This window comes from Vibrio sp. Vb0304, assembly GCF_033338995.1.
GTDB classification, from domain to species: Bacteria; Pseudomonadota; Gammaproteobacteria; order Enterobacterales; family Vibrionaceae; genus Vibrio; species Vibrio alginolyticus.
In genome coordinates this window covers 1-17,842 of the sequence record NZ_JAWOTT010000011.1, presented here as the reverse complement: position 1 = coordinate 17,842, position 17,842 = coordinate 1, and the positions used below count along the sequence as shown (strand labels likewise).

At 43.8% G+C, this 17,842-nt stretch carries 19 protein-coding genes; 4 read left to right on the top strand and 15 right to left on the bottom strand.

What is annotated here, in order from left to right; all coding sequences use genetic code 11:
- Positions 1–38 precede the first annotated feature (38 nt).
- The 3 genes from R7P35_RS14345 to R7P35_RS14335 are packed head-to-tail and all read right to left on the bottom strand — an operon-like array spanning position 39 to position 2,074.
- Positions 39–869, bottom strand: coding sequence for a DUF4198 domain-containing protein (locus tag R7P35_RS14345; protein ID WP_025768070.1), 831 nt, complete (start codon positions 867–869; stop codon positions 39–41).
- Positions 870–884: 15 nt separating this feature from the next.
- Positions 885–1,424 (bottom strand): DUF2271 domain-containing protein, encoded by a 540-nt coding sequence (locus R7P35_RS14340; RefSeq protein ID WP_025768071.1) that lies wholly within the window; start codon positions 1,422–1,424, stop codon positions 885–887.
- 20 nt (positions 1,425–1,444) lie between these two features.
- Positions 1,445–2,074: a PepSY-associated TM helix domain-containing protein gene (locus tag R7P35_RS14335; protein ID WP_021035904.1), complete on the bottom strand. Its 630-nt coding sequence runs from the start codon at positions 2,072–2,074 to the stop codon at positions 1,445–1,447.
- 379 nt (positions 2,075–2,453) lie between these two features.
- Here R7P35_RS14335 and R7P35_RS14330 point away from each other — a divergent pair, with 379 nt between their 5' ends.
- On the top strand, positions 2,454–2,942 hold the full coding sequence (locus R7P35_RS14330) for a hypothetical protein (protein ID WP_042523421.1): 489 nt from the start codon (positions 2,454–2,456) through the stop codon (positions 2,940–2,942).
- A 66-nt stretch (positions 2,943–3,008) separates the two neighbouring features.
- Here the strand turns inward: R7P35_RS14330 and R7P35_RS14325 are convergent, their stop codons facing one another.
- The 9 genes from R7P35_RS14325 to R7P35_RS14285 all read right to left on the bottom strand — a co-directional run bounded on the left by R7P35_RS14325 (position 3,009) and on the right by R7P35_RS14285 (position 12,302).
- The gene (locus tag R7P35_RS14325; protein WP_017635539.1) at positions 3,009–4,181 is read right to left on the bottom strand and encodes a tetratricopeptide repeat protein; all 1,173 of its coding nucleotides are present in this window, start codon (positions 4,179–4,181) and stop codon (positions 3,009–3,011) included.
- Positions 4,178–4,798, bottom strand: coding sequence for an energy transducer TonB (locus R7P35_RS14320; protein WP_005374256.1), 621 nt, complete (start codon positions 4,796–4,798; stop codon positions 4,178–4,180). Before R7P35_RS14320 ends, R7P35_RS14325 begins: the two co-directional genes overlap by 4 nt.
- Complete coding sequence (locus R7P35_RS14315; protein WP_005374257.1) at positions 4,798–5,202, bottom strand: ExbD/TolR family protein; 405 nt, start codon at positions 5,200–5,202, stop codon at positions 4,798–4,800. The genes R7P35_RS14320 and R7P35_RS14315 overlap by 1 nt, the downstream gene beginning before the upstream one ends.
- The gene (locus R7P35_RS14310) at positions 5,199–5,753 is read right to left on the bottom strand and encodes a MotA/TolQ/ExbB proton channel family protein (RefSeq protein ID WP_017819708.1); all 555 of its coding nucleotides are present in this window, start codon (positions 5,751–5,753) and stop codon (positions 5,199–5,201) included. Before R7P35_RS14310 ends, R7P35_RS14315 begins: the two co-directional genes overlap by 4 nt.
- Positions 5,753–7,120 carry a MotA/TolQ/ExbB proton channel family protein gene (locus R7P35_RS14305; RefSeq protein ID WP_042523423.1) on the bottom strand — a complete coding sequence of 456 codons (1,368 nt, stop codon included), beginning with the start codon at positions 7,118–7,120 and terminating at the stop codon, positions 5,753–5,755. Before R7P35_RS14305 ends, R7P35_RS14310 begins: the two co-directional genes overlap by 1 nt.
- The gene (locus tag R7P35_RS14300; protein WP_005374260.1) at positions 7,121–7,888 is read right to left on the bottom strand and encodes a DUF3450 domain-containing protein; all 768 of its coding nucleotides are present in this window, start codon (positions 7,886–7,888) and stop codon (positions 7,121–7,123) included.
- Positions 7,889–7,962: 74 nt separating this feature from the next.
- A complete protein-coding gene (locus R7P35_RS14295) occupies positions 7,963–10,056 on the bottom strand; it encodes a TonB-dependent siderophore receptor (RefSeq protein WP_042523425.1) in 2,094 nt (697 codons plus the stop codon).
- A gap of 207 nt (positions 10,057–10,263) precedes the next feature.
- Positions 10,264–11,637, bottom strand: a complete 1,374-nt coding sequence (locus tag R7P35_RS14290; RefSeq protein WP_025768074.1) for a sensor histidine kinase — start codon at positions 11,635–11,637, stop codon at positions 10,264–10,266.
- Positions 11,637–12,302 carry a response regulator transcription factor gene (locus tag R7P35_RS14285; protein WP_017635544.1) on the bottom strand — a complete coding sequence of 222 codons (666 nt, stop codon included), beginning with the start codon at positions 12,300–12,302 and terminating at the stop codon, positions 11,637–11,639. Before R7P35_RS14285 ends, R7P35_RS14290 begins: the two co-directional genes overlap by 1 nt.
- Before the next feature lie 229 nt (positions 12,303–12,531).
- Here R7P35_RS14285 and R7P35_RS14280 point away from each other — a divergent pair, with 229 nt between their 5' ends.
- The gene (locus R7P35_RS14280; protein ID WP_017819703.1) at positions 12,532–13,242 is read left to right on the top strand and encodes a glycerophosphodiester phosphodiesterase family protein; all 711 of its coding nucleotides are present in this window, start codon (positions 12,532–12,534) and stop codon (positions 13,240–13,242) included.
- 35 nt (positions 13,243–13,277) lie between these two features.
- Here the strand turns inward: R7P35_RS14280 and R7P35_RS14275 are convergent, their stop codons facing one another.
- On the bottom strand, positions 13,278–13,760 hold the full coding sequence (locus tag R7P35_RS14275) for a L,D-transpeptidase family protein (protein WP_005374271.1): 483 nt from the start codon (positions 13,758–13,760) through the stop codon (positions 13,278–13,280).
- A 242-nt stretch (positions 13,761–14,002) separates the two neighbouring features.
- Between R7P35_RS14275 and R7P35_RS14270 the strand changes: the two genes are divergently transcribed.
- Complete coding sequence (locus R7P35_RS14270) at positions 14,003–14,998, top strand: 2-hydroxyacid dehydrogenase (RefSeq protein ID WP_025768075.1); 996 nt, start codon at positions 14,003–14,005, stop codon at positions 14,996–14,998.
- An 85-nt stretch (positions 14,999–15,083) separates the two neighbouring features.
- Positions 15,084–15,440: a YibL family ribosome-associated protein gene (locus tag R7P35_RS14265; protein WP_005374274.1), complete on the top strand. Its 357-nt coding sequence runs from the start codon at positions 15,084–15,086 to the stop codon at positions 15,438–15,440.
- Between the two features lie 157 nt (positions 15,441–15,597).
- Here the strand turns inward: R7P35_RS14265 and R7P35_RS14260 are convergent, their stop codons facing one another.
- A complete protein-coding gene (locus R7P35_RS14260) occupies positions 15,598–16,629 on the bottom strand; it encodes a hypothetical protein (RefSeq protein ID WP_025768076.1) in 1,032 nt (343 codons plus the stop codon).
- A gap of 103 nt (positions 16,630–16,732) precedes the next feature.
- Complete coding sequence (locus R7P35_RS14255) at positions 16,733–17,494, bottom strand: hypothetical protein (RefSeq protein ID WP_005374276.1); 762 nt, start codon at positions 17,492–17,494, stop codon at positions 16,733–16,735.
- Positions 17,495–17,842: the final 348 nt, after the last annotated feature.

Genomic DNA, 17,842 nt, shown 5'->3' with positions numbered 1-17,842 from the left:
ATTCCAAAATGGCCCAGCAATTGCTGAGCCTAATTCGATTAGTTAAGTTGAGTTTCAAACGTAAGGTGAACATTGGCACTCGCTTTATCCGCCAATGGATTATCTTTCAATTCACCTTTGTAGTTCGCTTTCATTAAGTAGCGCCCGGCGACTTCTGGCGTGAAGATCACTTTGCCATCTTTATCGCTCACCACATCGATTTGTTCTTGATGGTTTCGGTACATAGTACCTTCACGTGTAATCTCAGCAGTAACGCCCTCTTGTGGCTCTCCGTTAAAGAAAAACTGGAAAGTCACAGGCTCACCTTCAATGATGTCCGATGGATGCGTGATCGGTTTCATCTCCAGCATTTTGCCTTCAATCTCCAACGCTTTGTCCGTTGGCATACCAACCGTAATGTAGCTTTCTGCTCGGGTGTAACTTAGTTGAGTAACCACATCACGCGCTTGCTCGGGAAGCACATCACCACGCTCAGCTTTGCTTGCTCGCGCCCATTTCACCGTATCACGACGGCCCGCTTTGTATTGTGTGTAGTAGCTCGGCTGATTATTAATCGCAACTTTGTGCGTGCCTTCTTCTGTAAAAAAGAAATCAAACATAGAGCGACGCTTGCCACGAACAACAAAGTTAGGACGCTCAGAGCGGCCATCCGGCATCACCACAAATGCCTGATCACTACCCGCAGGCTTATCAAAAACAAACGTTCCGTGAGAGGCAGTAACATCAAATGTCAGCCAGTCACCGCCTTCTTTAGAAACCGTAAAGTGAGAGGGCAGAACCCAACGTGGATGTGCTTGCGCGGTGGTGGTTACAGCCAACCCCATTGCCATTACACTCGCCAATGCCACTGCTTTCATTTTGGTTTTCATTGTTGTGTCCTTTAATCACTTAACTTGATAATTGACGGTGATGACACCCGTCTCTTGTGTTGGTTTAAGCTCATAGCGCACGTCACTGTCCGCTAGCGTTATTTTTTGACGTAAGTAGTTTCGCCCACCGTGTTCACGAACGACTTCGACGTACAACGTGTAATTTCCTTGTTCCAAACGCTCCCCTGAGTCATTGGTTCCATCCCAGACAAAGCGGTATTGACCAGCAGGACGTGTTGCAGAAGTCACCGCATCAACAAGTTCACGATCATAACGACCCGTTTTTCTCCACCAGCTGCGTAGATCTTTTAACCATTCGTCTTTCCCTACCCATAACTGAATGGTTTTAACCGGTTTACGCTGATCGTTTTCAACCCAAACCGCCACATAAGGGCGTGCATACATTGAGGTATCTATCTTTGGAAGTTCGAGTTCGAAGTCGACCTTCGCGTTATCTGGTAGAGGCGCCGCGGAAAGAGAGAAAGGAGTAAAAGCCGCGATCAAAGCGGCTTTACAAAAGTGATTACGGCGGAAAAATCTTCCTGTGTTCAACATAAGTGTTCTCTAAAAAGCTGTTATGGAACAGCAACAAAATAAATTACGAGCGACAGTAACGTACCAAAGCTCATCCATTGCATTGACGTTCTGAGCGTCTTCTTCTTAGGCAGTAACAAGCACACGCCTGTAAGAACAAAAAACACCATCAAAAGCGCAGTGACGTCGATAAACCACTTCCAAATCCCACCACTGTTGCGTCCTTTATGTAGATCGTTCAGCAGCGCAACAATACCGTAGTGCGTCGTTTCGACGTCTGCTGCACCAGTAGTCATATCAATAAAGACCGTAGCGTTATAACCCGGGCCTTTAAAATCCATAGAAAGCTCTCCGAGTAACAACTCACCTTGCTCAACTTCGGTATACACATCTAGTGCGGAGGGAGTGCCGCGAAGCTCGGTTTCTTTAGTCAAGAAAGCTACCAGTTCTTCACGATTAGGTTGAAAGGTATCTGAATGTGAGAATAGAACTGAGTGCGGAACCGTCAGAGTATGTTGTTGAATGATAGGTTCACTGCGTTCAAACAATTCGGGGCGATTGAGGGTAATACCAGTTACTGCAAAAAACAGCGTAACTAAGAGAAGAGCCATCGAAATATAGATATGTAGGCGGCGAGCCCAAGTTTGAACACCTTTGCTTTTAAGCAACATAGAAACAATCATCACCAATAAATGTGGGGCATAATTTAGGTGATAATCATTCGTATTGGCATTTAATTTACATTGTTTACTTTTTCAATTCAGCTTGGCTTGCACATGTTTTAGCTATTTGGCCCAATGCGAGTTACCGATTGCCTACCCTCTAGATAATAACCCTATCAATTTTAATGACTCAAAATTTAATGATATTTCCAATACTAAAAAGTGGGATAGACTCCACCAAAATGCGCCTTTATGTATATTTAATGAAAAGCTTAAAAGCTATCCATAAACTAGATAAAAAAGGTAAGCTAAGAAGTTAGTGTAGGGTTAGATAGAGAAGATTTTCTGATGCTAGCCAAACGTTATGGTGTAGTTCAGAAGGAAAAATATGAACAAGAATGTTGGAATAATTCTCTTATCACTTTTCTCAAGTGTCACTTTCGCAAGTGAAAAGTTTGAAGCCAGTTTGTTTAACAACGTAAGCCAATCTATCGATAATTATGGTGCTAAGATAAAGCTGTGCGAATCTATGGCAGACCAGAATACACCTGACAAACAAACCCTAGAGTATTCAAAGAAGCATATAGAAGCATTAACTCCTGTTCTGCCGTTTTTAAGCGAGAAAGCTTTTGAGGCTTGTGTATTAAAAGAGAAGCAAGAGCTAGCATATTATCTATTAATAGCAAAAAATAACGCTTCAAGAACCTCAACATTAAAGCTTGTAGAATCGACTGAAAGCCTAACTTTTCATATCGAACCTACATCGAGAGAAAAGTTTGAAACACTGAGCAAGGTACATCAAGAATATATAGAGAAAAGCCCTTTTTTCTCCCGACCATTTGATGCATTAGCTTTTTATGAAAAGCTCATACAATAAATAGCCTTTATGACTTTAGACAAAAAATACCCGAGACTGAGCTCGGGTATTTAATAAAAATGTTCGCTATGAGTTCTGCGTCGATTCTACTTTGCGTAGCTGTGATAGATACTTAACCCAACTCTTTGCCTGATTCGATGGCTTAATCTCATTCGCTCTTTTGGCATTAGCGAGCGCATCGTCAAACCGCTTAAGTTTGTAGTAAGCGCGAGTTTTGATAAGTGCAACATCCGCTTTACGACCTCTGACCTTATCGAGCGCGGCAATGGCATCTTTATAATGGCCTTCTTGCACCAACAGTTGAGAATAGTTCCAGTAATACTGCCTATCTAGCTGAGCTGCAATACGCCAGCTATCAATAGACTCTTCCCACTCTTTTGCCATTTGCCAATACGTTGCTTGCTGAGCTTTTAGCTTACTATTCGAGTTTACATCCTCTAGCTCGTTCATCACCAACGCAGCTCTCTCAGGAATACCTCGTTTCGCGTACAATTGTGCCAGCAGCTTTAAGTCATCTTGGCTAAGTTGTAACCCTTTCAGTTTTGCCAACGCCAAAGAGTCTAGGGCACGTTTGTTGTCATCAACCCGTAGGTATAGAGCAACAAGCTGACGCCACCATTCAATTCGCTCAGGTTCAATCACGATTAAGCGTTTGATGGTCGAGATTGCCGGCTTCCACTTTTTCAGTTCTAGCTCAGCAGAAAGCTTTATCGACAATGCGCCAAGCTTGTCTGGCTGACCAAACTTCTCATAACGAGCCATTGCTGAAAGCACTTTTTGCCACTGACTCAGTTGATAATGAGATTGGGAAATACGCAGCCATAGTTCATGCGCTTTTTGACCTTTAGGAATGTTTTTGCTCAAGGCATAGTAATGAGGTAAAGCCTTAGAAAAACGTTGCTCGTTCAGCAGTATATCAGCCAACATTTTTCGGGTTTGCCATGCTTGCTCATCTTGTAGCAAACCACTATTGACTGCCAACTCAAGTTGCTTAATCGCCGCTTGAGTTTGCTCGTTCTGCCAGTAAAAAATACCCAACATTCGAGCGACATAAGCTTGGTCATATCCACGAGAAAGCTCCATAGCTTCAAGAGATGAAATCGCTTCTTTTAGTTTCTCCTCTTGAGCCAAGTTGTGTGCTCGTTGAACTCTCGCTGCGGTGTATTGGCTTAACTCACTGGCAATGGTTGAGAGTGCACTCAGGCTTAATACCGTACCGATTAAGAATTTTTTCATCATTTGGCTAACTTGAACTCCACTTTAGCGGTTTGTCCGAACTGCTCAATTGACACACCATCCTCAACTTTTGGCTGATACTTCCATTTTTTAAGCGCACGGATTGCTTCCCTTTCAAACATGCGCTCGGGCTCAGCCTCGATCACTTCAATATCTTTTGGTCGTCCAGTTGCATCGATCGTGAAACGCATAATGACATAACCTTCCACTCTACGTTTCAGCGCCTTACTTGGATAACGAGGATCAACACGATACAACGGCAGTGCTTGCTGGTTGCCCATTGTTCCCTTCAAGTTTGGGGCGCTAATCGCGATGCCTTCAAGGGCTGTGTTTAAACCTAAAGCACTGACTGGCGTCATCTGACTCATTGGTTCCATTTGAGTGTCAGCTTGAGACAGATCCATTGGCTCCGGCGCTTGAGGTGGTTCTGGTTGCTCCGGCACTGAACGTTGACGACGCTGCACGTCTGCTTCATTCTCTACCATCACCATATCAAAACGAACGGCTTCTGAAGCTTCTGGTGCACGCTGGTTGCCTTTATCAACCATCCACGCCATAAAGCTAAACAAGCTCACAGAAATTAACAGTGATGCTGGTAGTGCAAGTAACAGCCTGCCCATTAAGGTTTCTCCGCCGCCAATGCAATGTTCTTCACACCCGCCGCCTTTGCAGCGTCCATCACTTTCACGACAGTGCCATTGTAAGCATGCTCGTCAGCTTGGATAACTAACGAGGCATCAGGTTGATCAAGTAACAGGTGCTCAATAGAGGCCTCAACACGCTCAATATCAACCACTCGTTTGTCAATGTACACATCATTCGCTGCCGTTACTGCGATAAAAATGCCCGCGTCTTTTTGACTTACTACATTAGAAGCCTGGGGGCGATTCACTTCTACACCGGATTCACGTACAAACGAACTGGTCACAATGAAGAAGATCAACATGATGAAGACGATATCAAGCATCGAGGTTAAATCGACTTGAGCTTCATCTTGTTGGTTAGGTCTGCGTCCGAGTCTCACTTTTGACTCCTTAAAGATTGTTCTAACTGGATAGCTTTTCGTTCACACACTTTGCTAAGGCGAGCATGAATAAACATGCCCGCAAGCGCTGCTACCATACCTGCCATGGTTGGCAGCGTAGCAAGTGAGATACCAGAAGCCATCAATTTCGGATTGCTGCTGCCTTGCGATGCCATTACGTCAAACACCGTAATCATGCCTGTCACCGTCCCTAACAACCCTAGCATTGGGCAAACCGCCACAAGTAGCTTAATAGTCGATAGGTTTTGGCGTAGTTCGATTTGCGCTTTTGCAATCCATCCTTCACGGATTTGATGCGCGTACCAAGAGTGGTGCTCTGATCTTGCGTGCCACTGCTCACAAAGCTGTTTTTTTACCCCAGGGAAAACCGTTGTGAGATAAATAACTCGCTCCATAACCAACAGCCAGCACACCGCCACGACGGCGGCCAGCCACCATAGGATTTGACCACCTTGCTGCATAAAGCTCATCAAGGTTGTGGCCCAATCCTCACTGATCAAACCCAATGTGCTGAGTAGGATCTGCTCCATTACGCTGCGTTCTCCGCTAAGGTGTTAGAGTGACTTTTGTTATTCGGCATATCACGCTCAGCTTGTTCTGCAACTAAACCGATGCCTTGTTTTTCTAAGATACTGCGAATATTTTCTGCTTGAGAGCTCAATACGTTGTGCGCTAATAGCAAAGGCATGGCTGAAACAAGGCCAAGTACGGTAGTCACAAGTGCCATCGAAATGCCACCCGCCATTACTTTCGGATCACCATTACCAAATTGAGTGATGACTTGGAAGGTTTCGATCATACCCGTTACCGTGCCTAGTAGGCCAAGCATAGGAGCTAGAGCAGCAAGAAGCTTAAGCATCGACAACCCTTTTTCTAGGTGGGTTTGCTCATCAACAACGGCTTCCAAAAGACGTAGTTCTAACGCTTCTACGCTGCGATGCTTGTCTTTCTGGTATACCGCAAGCACGCGACCCAAAGGGTTGTTTCCTGGCTGCGCTGGGGTTTTCAGTTGCTTCATGATTTTCTGGCGCGAAATCATCAGAGATGCACCACGTACGAGCGCAATCAATAGGCCGATAGCCAATAAACCAAGGATGATTTTGCCGACAACGCCACCCGCATTTAGGCGATCAGCCAAAGTCGGTGAGTTTGCGAGCTGCTCAAGAAGAATGCCACGTGACGGATCTATGACAAGCGCATCAATGTCACCAGAGGAAATAGTATTCGCTGTTGGACCGCTTTCAGGCTGACGAAGATAGTTTACCGCATCTCCGCGTTGACCATTCCACTTAACGTAGCCAGTGTCATCCAGCAGCGCCATAGAACCAAGACGAACACCACTAACCGTTTGTTCACGACCCTCGCCATTTAGCAGTGTGAAAGAGACGTTTGCCATTTCACCGCTTGCTTTGATTTGTTCTTCCATGCTGCGCCACATCGCCTGAAGTTGGGTCAACGTTGGCAGTGATTTAGCCGCAACAATAGCATCGATATCTTTCTGATATGAGTTTGCATCTACACCGGTTACTGAGCTTTTTAGCTCAGACTCTAGCTCTTTTGCGTTCTGGCGAACGACGCCAAATAACTCACCTAGGCTCCCGGTTTCTAGACGCAACTTTTCTTCTAGCTGTGCCAGTTCTGCTTCATTTTCACCGAAGGTAACACTTAATGAGTCCGCCTCTGCTTGAAGAGCAGCACGCTCTGCCACCAATTTATTCTTTATAGCCTGTAGGTCTTGCTCTGTTTGCTTAAAACCTGATTCACGCGCGACATTGTGCGATTGCTGTTGACGATTTTCTTGCTGCGCCTTTTGTAACAACGCATCACTAGCAAAAGTTGTATAAGGCATTAATGCGGCTGTCGAGATTAATGCAACCGATAACCATTTTTTCATCATTTATTTGCCCTCCGCAGCGGTTAACGACACTGGTAGAGTTAACATGCTCGGCGCGATCTGTTTATTCGCCATAGCGAACGCTTTGTCTAGCTCTGATTTTTGCTCAGAACCCACTTGTTGCCATGCTTGTTGTTGCTGTGACCAGCTCCAAAATGTGTCACCAGATAAGCTACGCGCTACCAAAGACAAACGCCCTAAATAGAGAATGTCCGCCTCCACAGCTTCATTGTCACCCAGGTTAATCTTGCCTTGGTAAACGCCAAGCTTGGTGCCGTAATCCATTTCAATTTGGTACGCTTCTAAAATACGACGAAACTTCTCTGCATCCGCAACGTCTGCACGCGTCATCATGGAATCCAGCTTTGCAATTCGCTCCTCACGTTGCGCTTTGCGTATAGGCTTGTCGTTAGCGACGAGCACTTTTAAGCCCTCAAGCATGTGATACATTAAAGGCACGACACCTTGACGAGTTTGAGCAATCTGTTCAATTTGCTCGTTCAAGCTATCAACTTCTTGATTTTGGCTCTCAACAAGGCTTGCAAGATGATCGCGATAAATCTTCAAGTTACCGACTTCTTCTTGCAGCTGCTCAATTTCAGCTTCTAGAGTAAGTGATTTTTCTGCGCTTGCATCAATACGTTTTTGGCTTACCGCCGACGACTGGTTTGTTTTACTCTGCACAGCTTGTGCATCGTTTAAGTTCGCCGCGTGAGCGGGAATCAAAACCGATGATATCAACAGAGCGATACTTGATTTCATTAGATTCATACGAGTTATATTTCTGTGTTCCAAAAACGACCAAAGGGGAAGACTACCCTTCCCCTTTAATAATCAAATTGTTATCAGTACTTGAACTGGATTGTTGCCATGTAGTTGCGGCTTTCTCCAACCACAACCCCACTCGCACCTTTTTGCTCGCCATTCGTGCTACCACCACCTGCGAAGTAGTCGGTATCGAATAAATTCTCGACATTGAATCGAGCAATGATATCCAAGTTTTCATCGTACTTATGTTTGTATGACACGCCCATATCAACGCGAGCGTAGCCATCTTTCTTGAAGGTGTTCTTTGCATCACCGTAGCGATCACCTTCATAAATCAAACCAAGGTTTAAGTTAGTGTTGTCTTGAACCTTGTAGCTAGACCATAGACTTGCCGAGAACTCTGGCACGTCTACAGGGCGGTTACCTTCATATCTTTCTGCCTTCTTAAGCTCTGCATCCAAATACATTGCAGAAGCGGTTAGCGACAACTCTGGGGTCACAAAACCTTGAGCCATTAACTCAGCGCCTTTATGAACTTGCTCACCACCTTGCGTTTTCTTGTGTAGGAGATTGCCGCCCGCGTCTTTGCCGCTTTCAACATCCAGCGAGATGTTCTCTAACGTGATATCAAACACAGCACCAGATACAAATAAACGCTGATCAAACAGTTCCCACTTCGTACCGATTTCATAAGAGATACCACGCTCAGCGTCGAGTTTCTCACCTTCATTGATGTAGGTACGACTACCGTTGCTGACTTCACCTTGAGGCATGAAGCTTTCAGAATACTGAACGTAAACCGAGCCATTCGTCGATGGGTGGAATATCACACCTAACTTTGGAGAAACTTGGTTTTCGGTCAGTTCATCATCGCGCTTTTCGTCATAACGAACACCTGCAAGCACTTGCCAGTAATCATTAATCGTCATCATATTTTGCGCGTAGATACCCCAAGTATCGTACTCAGCTGTTGGTGATTTCCTCGAACTACTATAGCTAGGCTTAGGCACCGTTTCTCCTGGCGCAATACTCGCCTCATTATGAAATGCCATAAAGCGATCATAACTGTAATCCAAGTAGTTAGCGCCCACTAACAACGTGTTTTCCGTACCGAACAAAGTAAAGTCCGTCGTCACATCTATATATGCAGTATCAAATACCCAATTATCGGAGCGATCGTTGCCTCGATGCTTAATCGTATTTAACTCTTCATACTGATCAAACTTAGGGTAAGACTCTACATCAAAACGCTTAAAGTCTTGGCGGTTGTAACCTGCTTTTACGTTCACGTTATCCGTGACTTGCGCATTAATATCGACACCGTAGTTTTCTACTTCGTTATCAATTTCAGACCACTGCGCATCCCAAATGTACTTATCACCGCGAACCGCTTTGCCATCAACAATGTATGCGCCAGAGTCTACGCTACCATCGTCTTTCGTGCGATCGTAATGCGCTGACACCATAAAGTTGTCGGTGATGTCGTACTCAACCACTAGGCCCGCTACCGTACGATCCGTTTCTGGCTCTGTACCATCGCCGTATCTGCGCCAAGAGCCGTAGCTTTCTTTGGCAAAAATTGCGCGCGCACGCAGTGTCTCTGCATCATTTAGCGCGCCACTCACATCAAGCACAGTGCGTGAGTGATCATTCGAACCTAGATCTTGACTCAAACTTGCTTGTGTTTGAGTTGTTGGTTTTTTCGAAACCATGTTTACCAAACCACCCGGCTCAGATTTACCGTATAGCAGACCTGATGGACCTTTAAGCACTTCAACACGCTCTAAAAGCTCAATTGGCTGACGGTAGTGTGACCAGTGTTGACGACCATCACGAAGAAAACCGTCTGAACTGCTAAGTTCAAAACCACGTAGAGAGAAACGTTCGCGGTTACGGCTTGTACCACCCGCGCTAACACTTGCATCGTTACGTAGCACTTCACCAAGTGTACTTGCACGCTGCTCATCAATTACCGTTTCATCGATAACCGCTACTTGTCCCGGCGTTTCCAGCTGCGTCATTTCCATGCGCATTGCTGTACTGTTTGTATCTGCCTTGTAGCCGAACTCTCGACCTTCTACAACTACATGTTCGTCTGTTTGAACTTCCGCCACTGCAGGTGTTGCTAACACTGCACCGATCACTAACGCCAAATGGCTCTTAGTAAACATATCCTTTCACTCCGATTATTATTTTTCGGGTCACATACTTGTTGAATGCGATTCCCTCTTAATTATTTCGCGGGTGAATATAAGTGATAAGTATTACCATTTGCATTAAATTTACATTCTTTGCATTTGCAAACTTTTGTAAAGTACTCTCTGATGATGCGCCATTATAATGTGACTTTAGTCACAAAAATTACGACTTAATCATACTTATTGCTTGAACACTAAAGTAACCCTCAGACCACCTTGCTCACGGTTTTTCGCCGTAACTGCTCCACCCATAATACGCATGGATTCTTTGACAATCGCAAGACCTAAACCGTAGCCACCAAGCTTTTTATCTCTAGAAGCATCTAAGCGTGTAAACGGATCAAAAATATCGACCAGCTTGTTCTCTGGAATACCAGGCCCATCATCAGATACTGACATGGTGGTGAACTGCTGCCCTTCTTTGACATAATTTTCCAGAGAAACTTCTATCTGAGCTGCTTGTCCTGAATATTTAATGGCATTACCAATAAGATTGTTCAAACAACGAATGACGAGCGTTTCTTCACAAAAAGCTTTAGCACATACAGCTTCTGAGCGGAAAGACAACGTCTGTTCTGACTTCAAATCTATTTTGCAACGCTCTACTTGCGGGGAGAGCAAAACTTCTAAATCACAGCGTTTCGTGGCTTTGTCGAAGCGCGCATTTTCCAAGCGACTGAACTCCAATATATCGCTGATCAAATGGTTCAGCTCTTTTGCTTCATCTTCTAGCCTTGTCACTAGGCTTTGCTCACTTTCTCCAACACGCTTTCGCAAAAGATGCAGAACCAAGTTCTGCCTCGCTAACGGCGTTCTCAATTCGTGAGAGACATCTCTTATAAGCAGTCGCTGCTTTTCAGCGAGAGAATGAATCTGTTGCGTCATGTGATCGAAATCTTGCGCTAACTCGTTAAACTCACGCGTGCTCGACTTCAGCTCTTTCACGACACTAACATTAAAATCGCCATTAGATAGCTTTTTGCTTGCTTCTCTCAATCGATCCAATGGTTGCTGTAAGTTACGTGCCATTAGCAGCGAAAAGAGCGCCAAAATAACCACTGCAATCACGACTTTGAGAATAGAGAAATACAGAATGAAGTCATTTGCAGGGTGCAGTCGATGTGGCAACTGAATCACTAAAGTATTGCCATGAACTAAAGGAATATTGATGATGGGGCGATTCACTTTCCCCTCAAGTTGATCATCGATGCTTCTCTTAAATTGAAGTTTGAACTCGAAGTGCGGATGCATCAGACGGTGCGTAACTGGTTGCTGATGTTCATTCAACACAAATAAATAAAAGTTTTGCGCATTTGCCCAGTCAGCAAGTTCGTCCATGTCTCCGTGCTCAATCAATACGTTAGCTTGATGTGCAAGGTCTAGCATTTCTTCTCGCACACTATCGGGCACTTTCAACATGGCTTTCACCAGAGCTTGTTCCGCTAAGGATTGCACGACCAAAATGCTAATGACAATTGCGGTCATGCAACTAAATAACTTGAACGCTAAGCTGTCTTTACGTTTTGCAATAAAAGGTGGACACCGGAGCTTCATTAACAGTTTACAGCCTCTAAATAACTGTAACCTTTGCCACGGAAGGTTTTGATATGTTGCTTGGAAAGCCCCGCTTCAACTAACTTGCGACGTATGTTACTGATGTGCATATCAAGGTTGCGATCAAAAGGACTCAGCTCTTTCTTTAACACTTCAGTTTGAAGCTCTGCTTTTGAAATCACGACTCCTTGGTTTTTTACCAAGTAGCTCAATAGTTCAGCTTCCGTACTTGTGAGGGGTAAGCTATTAAGCTGGTCACTGATCGTTTGAACGGTACTACACATCGTCTGACGTTGACGTTCCAAGCCAACACGACGAAGAATCGCTTTGATGCGCATTAGAAGCTCAGCGACATTAAAGGGCTTTCCGATATACTGATCGGCCCCCGCTTGGTAACCATCAAGCATCGAGTTTTCATCGTTGAGAGCGGTAAGCATTAGGATAGGTGTCGCGAAGCGCTGACAGATCCTACGAGCAACTTGCATACCGTTAAGGTTTGGTAACATGACATCAAGCAATACAAGATCTACAGGCGTTTTTTCCATATATTGCAGCGCACTTTCACCGCAATGTACAGAAGAGACGATGTAGCCCTCCTCTTGCAAAACCGCTTCTAACAGCTCACACAAAGGAACGTCATCATCGACTATCAAAACTCGTGACATTACCACTCACCATTCAAATAAAAATGGTTCGCATTTTATTACTCATTTACCAATTAAACAACTAACACTCTAATGCTTTAAGTCCACAGGACTCAGTCCAAGAAGCAGCAACGTGCCATTAGAGTTTAATGTTCACTTTTACTAAAGGTTCCTAACAATATGCACCTAGATATATCTTCATAGAAAAAACGAGTACAATCTGGCAACCGCAAAGCAAAAGATAAAGCGAATGGAAACGTTATTAATTGGTCACCGTGGCGTGGCAGGTTCATACCCTGAGAATACAAAAATAAGCATTCAGGCAGCCATTGACCTGGGGTTGAAGTGGGTGGAAGTGGATATACAGCCTACCAAAGATAATGTTTTAGTGGTTTGCCATGATCATACCGTCAATCGATGCAGCAATGGACAAGGGCGTGTTGATGAGCTCACCCTGGAAGACTTAAAAGCATTAGATTTCGGTAGTTGGTTTAGCACAGACTTTTCAGGCGAGAAGATCGTGACACTAGATGAACTGCTCACTTTAGCTACTGAGAATAAGCTTAACTTGAATATCGAAGTTAAAGTAGACAACCATCCAGCGGAAGAAGTGGCGCAGACTCTCGCCAATGCGTTAACAAAAAGTCCAATGCCGCAAGAGAATGTACTCCTATCGAGCTTTAGTCATGACGTCATTAGAGCGATGCACAAATACTGCAGTGGCTACCGATTGGGTGTGTTAAGTGAATTCTTTACGAGAAAAGATAAACGCCTTTTGGAAGAAGTTAGTGCCTATAGCTGCAACCTAAATATTAACTGGGTTCGTACTCGCCAGATAAACAAACTCCAACAAGCCGGTTACAAAGTGATGTGCTATACGGTGAACAATCCAAATAAACTGAAATACCTACCTCAATTAGACGGTATTTTTAGTGATCATCCACAGCGCTTTATGCCATAGCCTATAAGAGCCAGAACATTAAAGGGGACCTTTTATTACCACTCAATCTGAATTGGTGTCCCCATCTCGACAAGCTGGATAAATTCGTCCATCTCCTCGTTGGTAATCGCAATACACCCATTAGTCCAATCAAAACTTTGGATGTAAATCGGCAACTGACTCTCACCGTTTTTTAAGCCATGAATTTTGATGTTCCCTCCAGGGGACACACCTCGGCGCTTCGCTTCCAACGTATCAATCGCATCAGGGTAACTGATATGCACAGAACGATAAAAAGCAGAGTCCTCTATAACATAATCTAGAGTGTATTCGCCCTCTGGCGTGCGATTGTCTCCCTCTTCTTGTTTATGTCCTTGCGGGTTCGCTCCTAAAGCAATTCGGTATTCTTTTAGCACTGCTCCTTGTTCCATCAAATACATTCGACGCTTAGACTTGTCGACTTTAACAAGGTCAACAGCTGCGTGAGTGCCCGAAGCAAACACACAACACAAGAACATAGAGAACCATTTTACTGACATTGTCGTAACGCCTAAGCTAATAAAGTGAACAAGAGAAGAGCGATAATGCTAGTCAGTTAATGCTCGTAAAGCAAACAGTATCTAATGCGGAACCGTAAGATAGCACTCGCTGAAAGGCGTACTTCTTGTTGTTGTTTGATACAACAAAAGTCAAAGAGAAGATTTCTCTATTCATTGCGGCTAAGTTGCATTACTTTATAAGCATATTTATTTATAAAGTCCGTACTTTTTGAGAGGGAACCATGATTAACATTGCTTTTTTTAGTGCAAAATCCTACGACGAAGCCTCTTTTAATAAAATTAAAAATAACCGCGATTTTGAATTTCACTATCACGACTTCCGACTAACCGAAAAAACAGCCAAGATGGCGCACGGCAGTGATGTCGTATGTGCGTTCGTTAATGATGATCTTTCAGCTCCCGTTCTTAAACAGCTTTCTCTAGGCGGGACCAAGCTTATTGCTATGCGCTGCGCGGGATTTGATAAAGTTGATCAACAAGCAGCCAAAGAACTAGGCTTACAAGTGGTTCGAGTTCCAGCTTACTCACCAGAAGCAGTGGCAGAGCACACGGTTGGTTTAATGATGTGCCTAAACCGCCGTCTTCACAAGGCCTACCAACGGACACGTGACGCCAACTTCTCGCTAGAAGGTCTTGTTGGCTTTAACTTTTTCGGAAAAACCGTTGGTGTTATTGGTACGGGTAAGATTGGTATCGCGACGATGCGTATCTTCAAAGGGCTTGGCATGGAACTGCTTTGCTACGACCCCTACGAAAATCCATTAGCACTAGAAATAGGAGCCCGTTACTGTTCGCTTGAAGAAATCTACGCTAATGCGGATGTTATCTCTCTCCATTGTCCAATGAGTGAAGAAAACTATCACTTATTGAACGAAAAAGCCTTCGCGCAAATGAAAGATGGTGTAATGATCATTAACACCAGTCGAGGCGAGTTGCTAGATTCACTAGCGGCGATAGAAGCGTTGAAACAAGGTAAGATTGGTGCGCTTGGCCTAGACGTGTATGACAATGAAAAAGACTTATTCTTCCAAGATAAATCTAACGATGTCATTGTAGATGATGTTTTCCGCCGTTTATCGGCTTGTCATAACGTGCTGTTTACTGGCCACCAAGCATTCTTGACTCACGAAGCACTTAATAATATTGCCTCTGTGACGCTTGATAACGTCGAAGCCTTTTTCTCTGGTAACGTATCGGGCAATGAACTGATTAACTAAAGCCAGACAATCGAGAAGTATAGTAGAGCGTGTGATCTCAGCTATGCTATACTTCTCGACTATTTAAAATTTGAGCCAAATTACCATGAGCATAAAAACTGATATTCAAAAGCTGCACAACCGTTTAGATACATGCCAACGTAAACTTGATGCGGCACGTTCTCGTGGTGATCACGAAATGATTACAAAGTTCACGGATGAAGTAGAACAGCTTACCAAAAAGCTTAACCAGTTAAAGCACAAGCAAAACTATGAGCTGAACAAAGAACGTAAAAGCTTACTTGATATGCCTTTCTCTCGTGAAATCACCAAAGCAGAACAAGCGGACATCGGCAAACTGAAAAAACGCGTACGCGGCTTAGTAATCGTTCACCCATTAACAAAAGTTGGTAAAGAACTTCGCCTTGATGTGATGACAGGCTTTGCGCCAAAAGAGTTTTAAAACTCGCATTAACATTTATGGAGCCCAAGCATTTGCTTGGGCTTTTTATTTTGTACTGCTTCATTAAATTTCATCGAAATATCAACCCATAAGCTCTTAAAAAGGCCAGCGACAAAAGCCACTGACCAAATTCAAAATGCCAGTCTGCATTACTCGCCTACGACAGTTGCTGCAACTTGTGCTCCACAACGGGGTCATTCGGAACTAACTGCTGAGCCACTTCCAAAAGTTGTACTGCATCTTGCGGATTGTCATGCTCATGCTTCATCGCAATATCAACAAGTGGCTGAATATCGATTTGCGCTTGATGCTCCTTCACATGTTCTTTCTTTTCTTCAATTAACACATTATGAGCGGTACTCAGTAAGTTCAAACGATGCTGTGAACTCGCATTCGCCTTGTTAAGGCACTGATAGTAATCTTCTTTTAATCGCAGCGTTTTAGTCTGATGACGAAACTGCGCTATATCTATCTTCTGATAACGTATAAAGTCTACAGCCACTTGCTTATAAAAACCGAATTTATTCAAATACGTCGCGTGGGTACCATGTCCCATCCCGAAGACTCTTAAGTGAGTGAGCTCTGGGTAGCGTTTGGCGTGAAGGCGGTCGATTTCATTAGTTGGATCATAAATGATGTAGCCTTTTGCATCGCCAAGGTCAAGGTCGTGATACTTTCCTTCCCAATCAAATTGTTGGGCTAGTTCAGTACTTGGCCTATCATCCCATGGCACCAAAACTCTGTTTTTTGTGCTGACCGGGTGAAACATCAATACTTGATCCAACTTTAATAGATTGGAAAAGGCACCAATAGCAAAACCACCGCGGCTAAGCCCATAACCTAAACGACATTCAAAAGGCTCAAGTAAAGTTGATAGCTGCTCTAGAAAGAAAATCAAATTACGGCTGCGAAACCAGTTACTTTTCCCAAGATGCTGAAATGAAATAATATTTACTTTTTGTTTCTGGGCTAAGCGATAACCCCAAGGCGCAAAGTCTGAGTGTAAGTCCTGTACTTGTAGATTCGTACCAGCAGGGGAAAAGGTGAACAACAACGGTTTATTGCGGTCGACAAACTCATACTTAACAAATACATCATCAAGTAAGTCCTCCCCGGACATCGGTAGCCTGGTTTGCTGTTCTTCACGAGAAAGAGCCAGCCATTCATCCAACCAGTACAGTAACTTCATTAATCCTCCATCTAAATTGCGCCTAGCAATTGTGTTAAAAATCTAGTTTTTAGTGTGTGATCATCTCCCCCTGGTTACAGGGGACTCTGATATCAGTCCTCTTTTAAAACAAAGCGTGAATTTGCTTATTAAATTGGTCAATATCTAAGGTTTGATGGCGAACAAACTCCTGCGCCACCAGATTAAAAAATTCTAATTTATCTAATTGTGTGGATTGAGTGCCGTGTCCCATACCGACGACTTTTAAATGGGTAAGCTCTGGATAACGTTCAGCATGAAGACGATCAATGCGATTGGATGGGTCATAAATAATATAACCTTTGGCATTGCCCAAATCTCGATCATGGTAGCCGCTTTCCCAAGCAAACTGCTGAGCAAGCTCAGTACTCGGCCGATCATCCCAAGGCACTAACGCTTTATTTTTAGTGCTAACAGGATAAAACAACAAAAGATGTTCTAGTTTCAGCAAGTTAGCGAACGCGCCAATTGCAAAGCCACCTCGACTTTGCCCATAACCCAAACGACATTTGAAGGGATGAAGCAACTCAGATAGCTGCTCCAGAAAGAAAATCAAATTCCGACTACGGAACCAATTACTTTGTCCTAAATGTTGAAAGGCAATAATGTTTACTTGTTGTTGTATTCCGAGCTCGTAGCCCCAAGGAGAAAAATCCGGAGTTAAATCTTGTACCTGCACATCAGTACCGGAAGGAGAAAATGTAAACAACAATGGCTTGTTAAGATCGACGAGTTCATACTTCACAAACACATCATCAAGTAAATCGTAGCCAGAGATAGGTAAAGCCATCTCTTGTTCTTGTTGAGTAAGAGCTTGCCATTCATCTAACCAGTAAAGTAGCTTCATTTTTTCTCCAAGTGCATCCGCAGTATTTAGACTGGAACTCTATCAAAATGCGTTTAAGCATCCCACGTTGAGACTTAAGAAAGCTCTATTTGAAGCCCAAATGAGACGTATGGAAATGTCTTCGATTGAAGGTATTACTGCGTAAACTAAACCCAAAGTAGGTACGCAAAAACTTGGAGAAAGAGCTAGAGAAAAATCAATTAGAAGTTTCGATAACAGCGGTTAAAAAACAGCAGATACAAAAAAACCGCTGTAAGAACAGCGGTTTTTTTAAAAGTGGCGGAGAGATAGGGATTTGAACCCTAGATACGCTATTAACGTATGCCGGTTTTCAAGACCGGTGCTTTC

Excerpts from the sequence above, each read along its gene's own strand:
- R7P35_RS14280 (WP_017819703.1), top strand. The coding sequence starts at position 12,532 with ATGGAAACGTTATTAATTGGTCACCGTGGCGTGGCAGGTTCATACCCT.
- R7P35_RS14320 (WP_005374256.1), bottom strand. The coding sequence starts at position 4,798 with ATGGGCAGGCTGTTACTTGCACTACCAGCATCACTGTTAATTTCTGTG.
- R7P35_RS14340 (WP_025768071.1), bottom strand. The coding sequence starts at position 1,424 with ATGTTGAACACAGGAAGATTTTTCCGCCGTAATCACTTTTGTAAAGCC.
- R7P35_RS14275 (WP_005374271.1), bottom strand. The coding sequence starts at position 13,760 with ATGTCAGTAAAATGGTTCTCTATGTTCTTGTGTTGTGTGTTTGCTTCG.
- R7P35_RS14285 (WP_017635544.1), bottom strand. The coding sequence starts at position 12,302 with ATGTCACGAGTTTTGATAGTCGATGATGACGTTCCTTTGTGTGAGCTG.
- R7P35_RS14325 (WP_017635539.1), bottom strand. The coding sequence starts at position 4,181 with ATGATGAAAAAATTCTTAATCGGTACGGTATTAAGCCTGAGTGCACTC.
- R7P35_RS14260 (WP_025768076.1), bottom strand. The coding sequence starts at position 16,629 with ATGAAGTTACTGTACTGGTTGGATGAATGGCTGGCTCTTTCTCGTGAA.
- R7P35_RS14335 (WP_021035904.1), bottom strand. The coding sequence starts at position 2,074 with ATGTTGCTTAAAAGCAAAGGTGTTCAAACTTGGGCTCGCCGCCTACAT.
- R7P35_RS14265 (WP_005374274.1), top strand. The coding sequence starts at position 15,084 with ATGAGCATAAAAACTGATATTCAAAAGCTGCACAACCGTTTAGATACA.
- R7P35_RS14300 (WP_005374260.1), bottom strand. The coding sequence starts at position 7,888 with ATGAATCTAATGAAATCAAGTATCGCTCTGTTGATATCATCGGTTTTG.
- R7P35_RS14255 (WP_005374276.1), bottom strand. The coding sequence starts at position 17,494 with ATGAAGCTACTTTACTGGTTAGATGAATGGCAAGCTCTTACTCAACAA.
- R7P35_RS14305 (WP_042523423.1), bottom strand. The coding sequence starts at position 7,120 with ATGATGAAAAAATGGTTATCGGTTGCATTAATCTCGACAGCCGCATTA.
- R7P35_RS14270 (WP_025768075.1), top strand. The coding sequence starts at position 14,003 with ATGATTAACATTGCTTTTTTTAGTGCAAAATCCTACGACGAAGCCTCT.
- R7P35_RS14330 (WP_042523421.1), top strand. The coding sequence starts at position 2,454 with ATGAACAAGAATGTTGGAATAATTCTCTTATCACTTTTCTCAAGTGTC.
- R7P35_RS14290 (WP_025768074.1), bottom strand. The coding sequence starts at position 11,637 with ATGAAGCTCCGGTGTCCACCTTTTATTGCAAAACGTAAAGACAGCTTA.
- R7P35_RS14345 (WP_025768070.1), bottom strand. The coding sequence starts at position 869 with ATGAAAACCAAAATGAAAGCAGTGGCATTGGCGAGTGTAATGGCAATG.
- R7P35_RS14295 (WP_042523425.1), bottom strand. The coding sequence starts at position 10,056 with ATGTTTACTAAGAGCCATTTGGCGTTAGTGATCGGTGCAGTGTTAGCA.
- R7P35_RS14310 (WP_017819708.1), bottom strand. The coding sequence starts at position 5,753 with ATGGAGCAGATCCTACTCAGCACATTGGGTTTGATCAGTGAGGATTGG.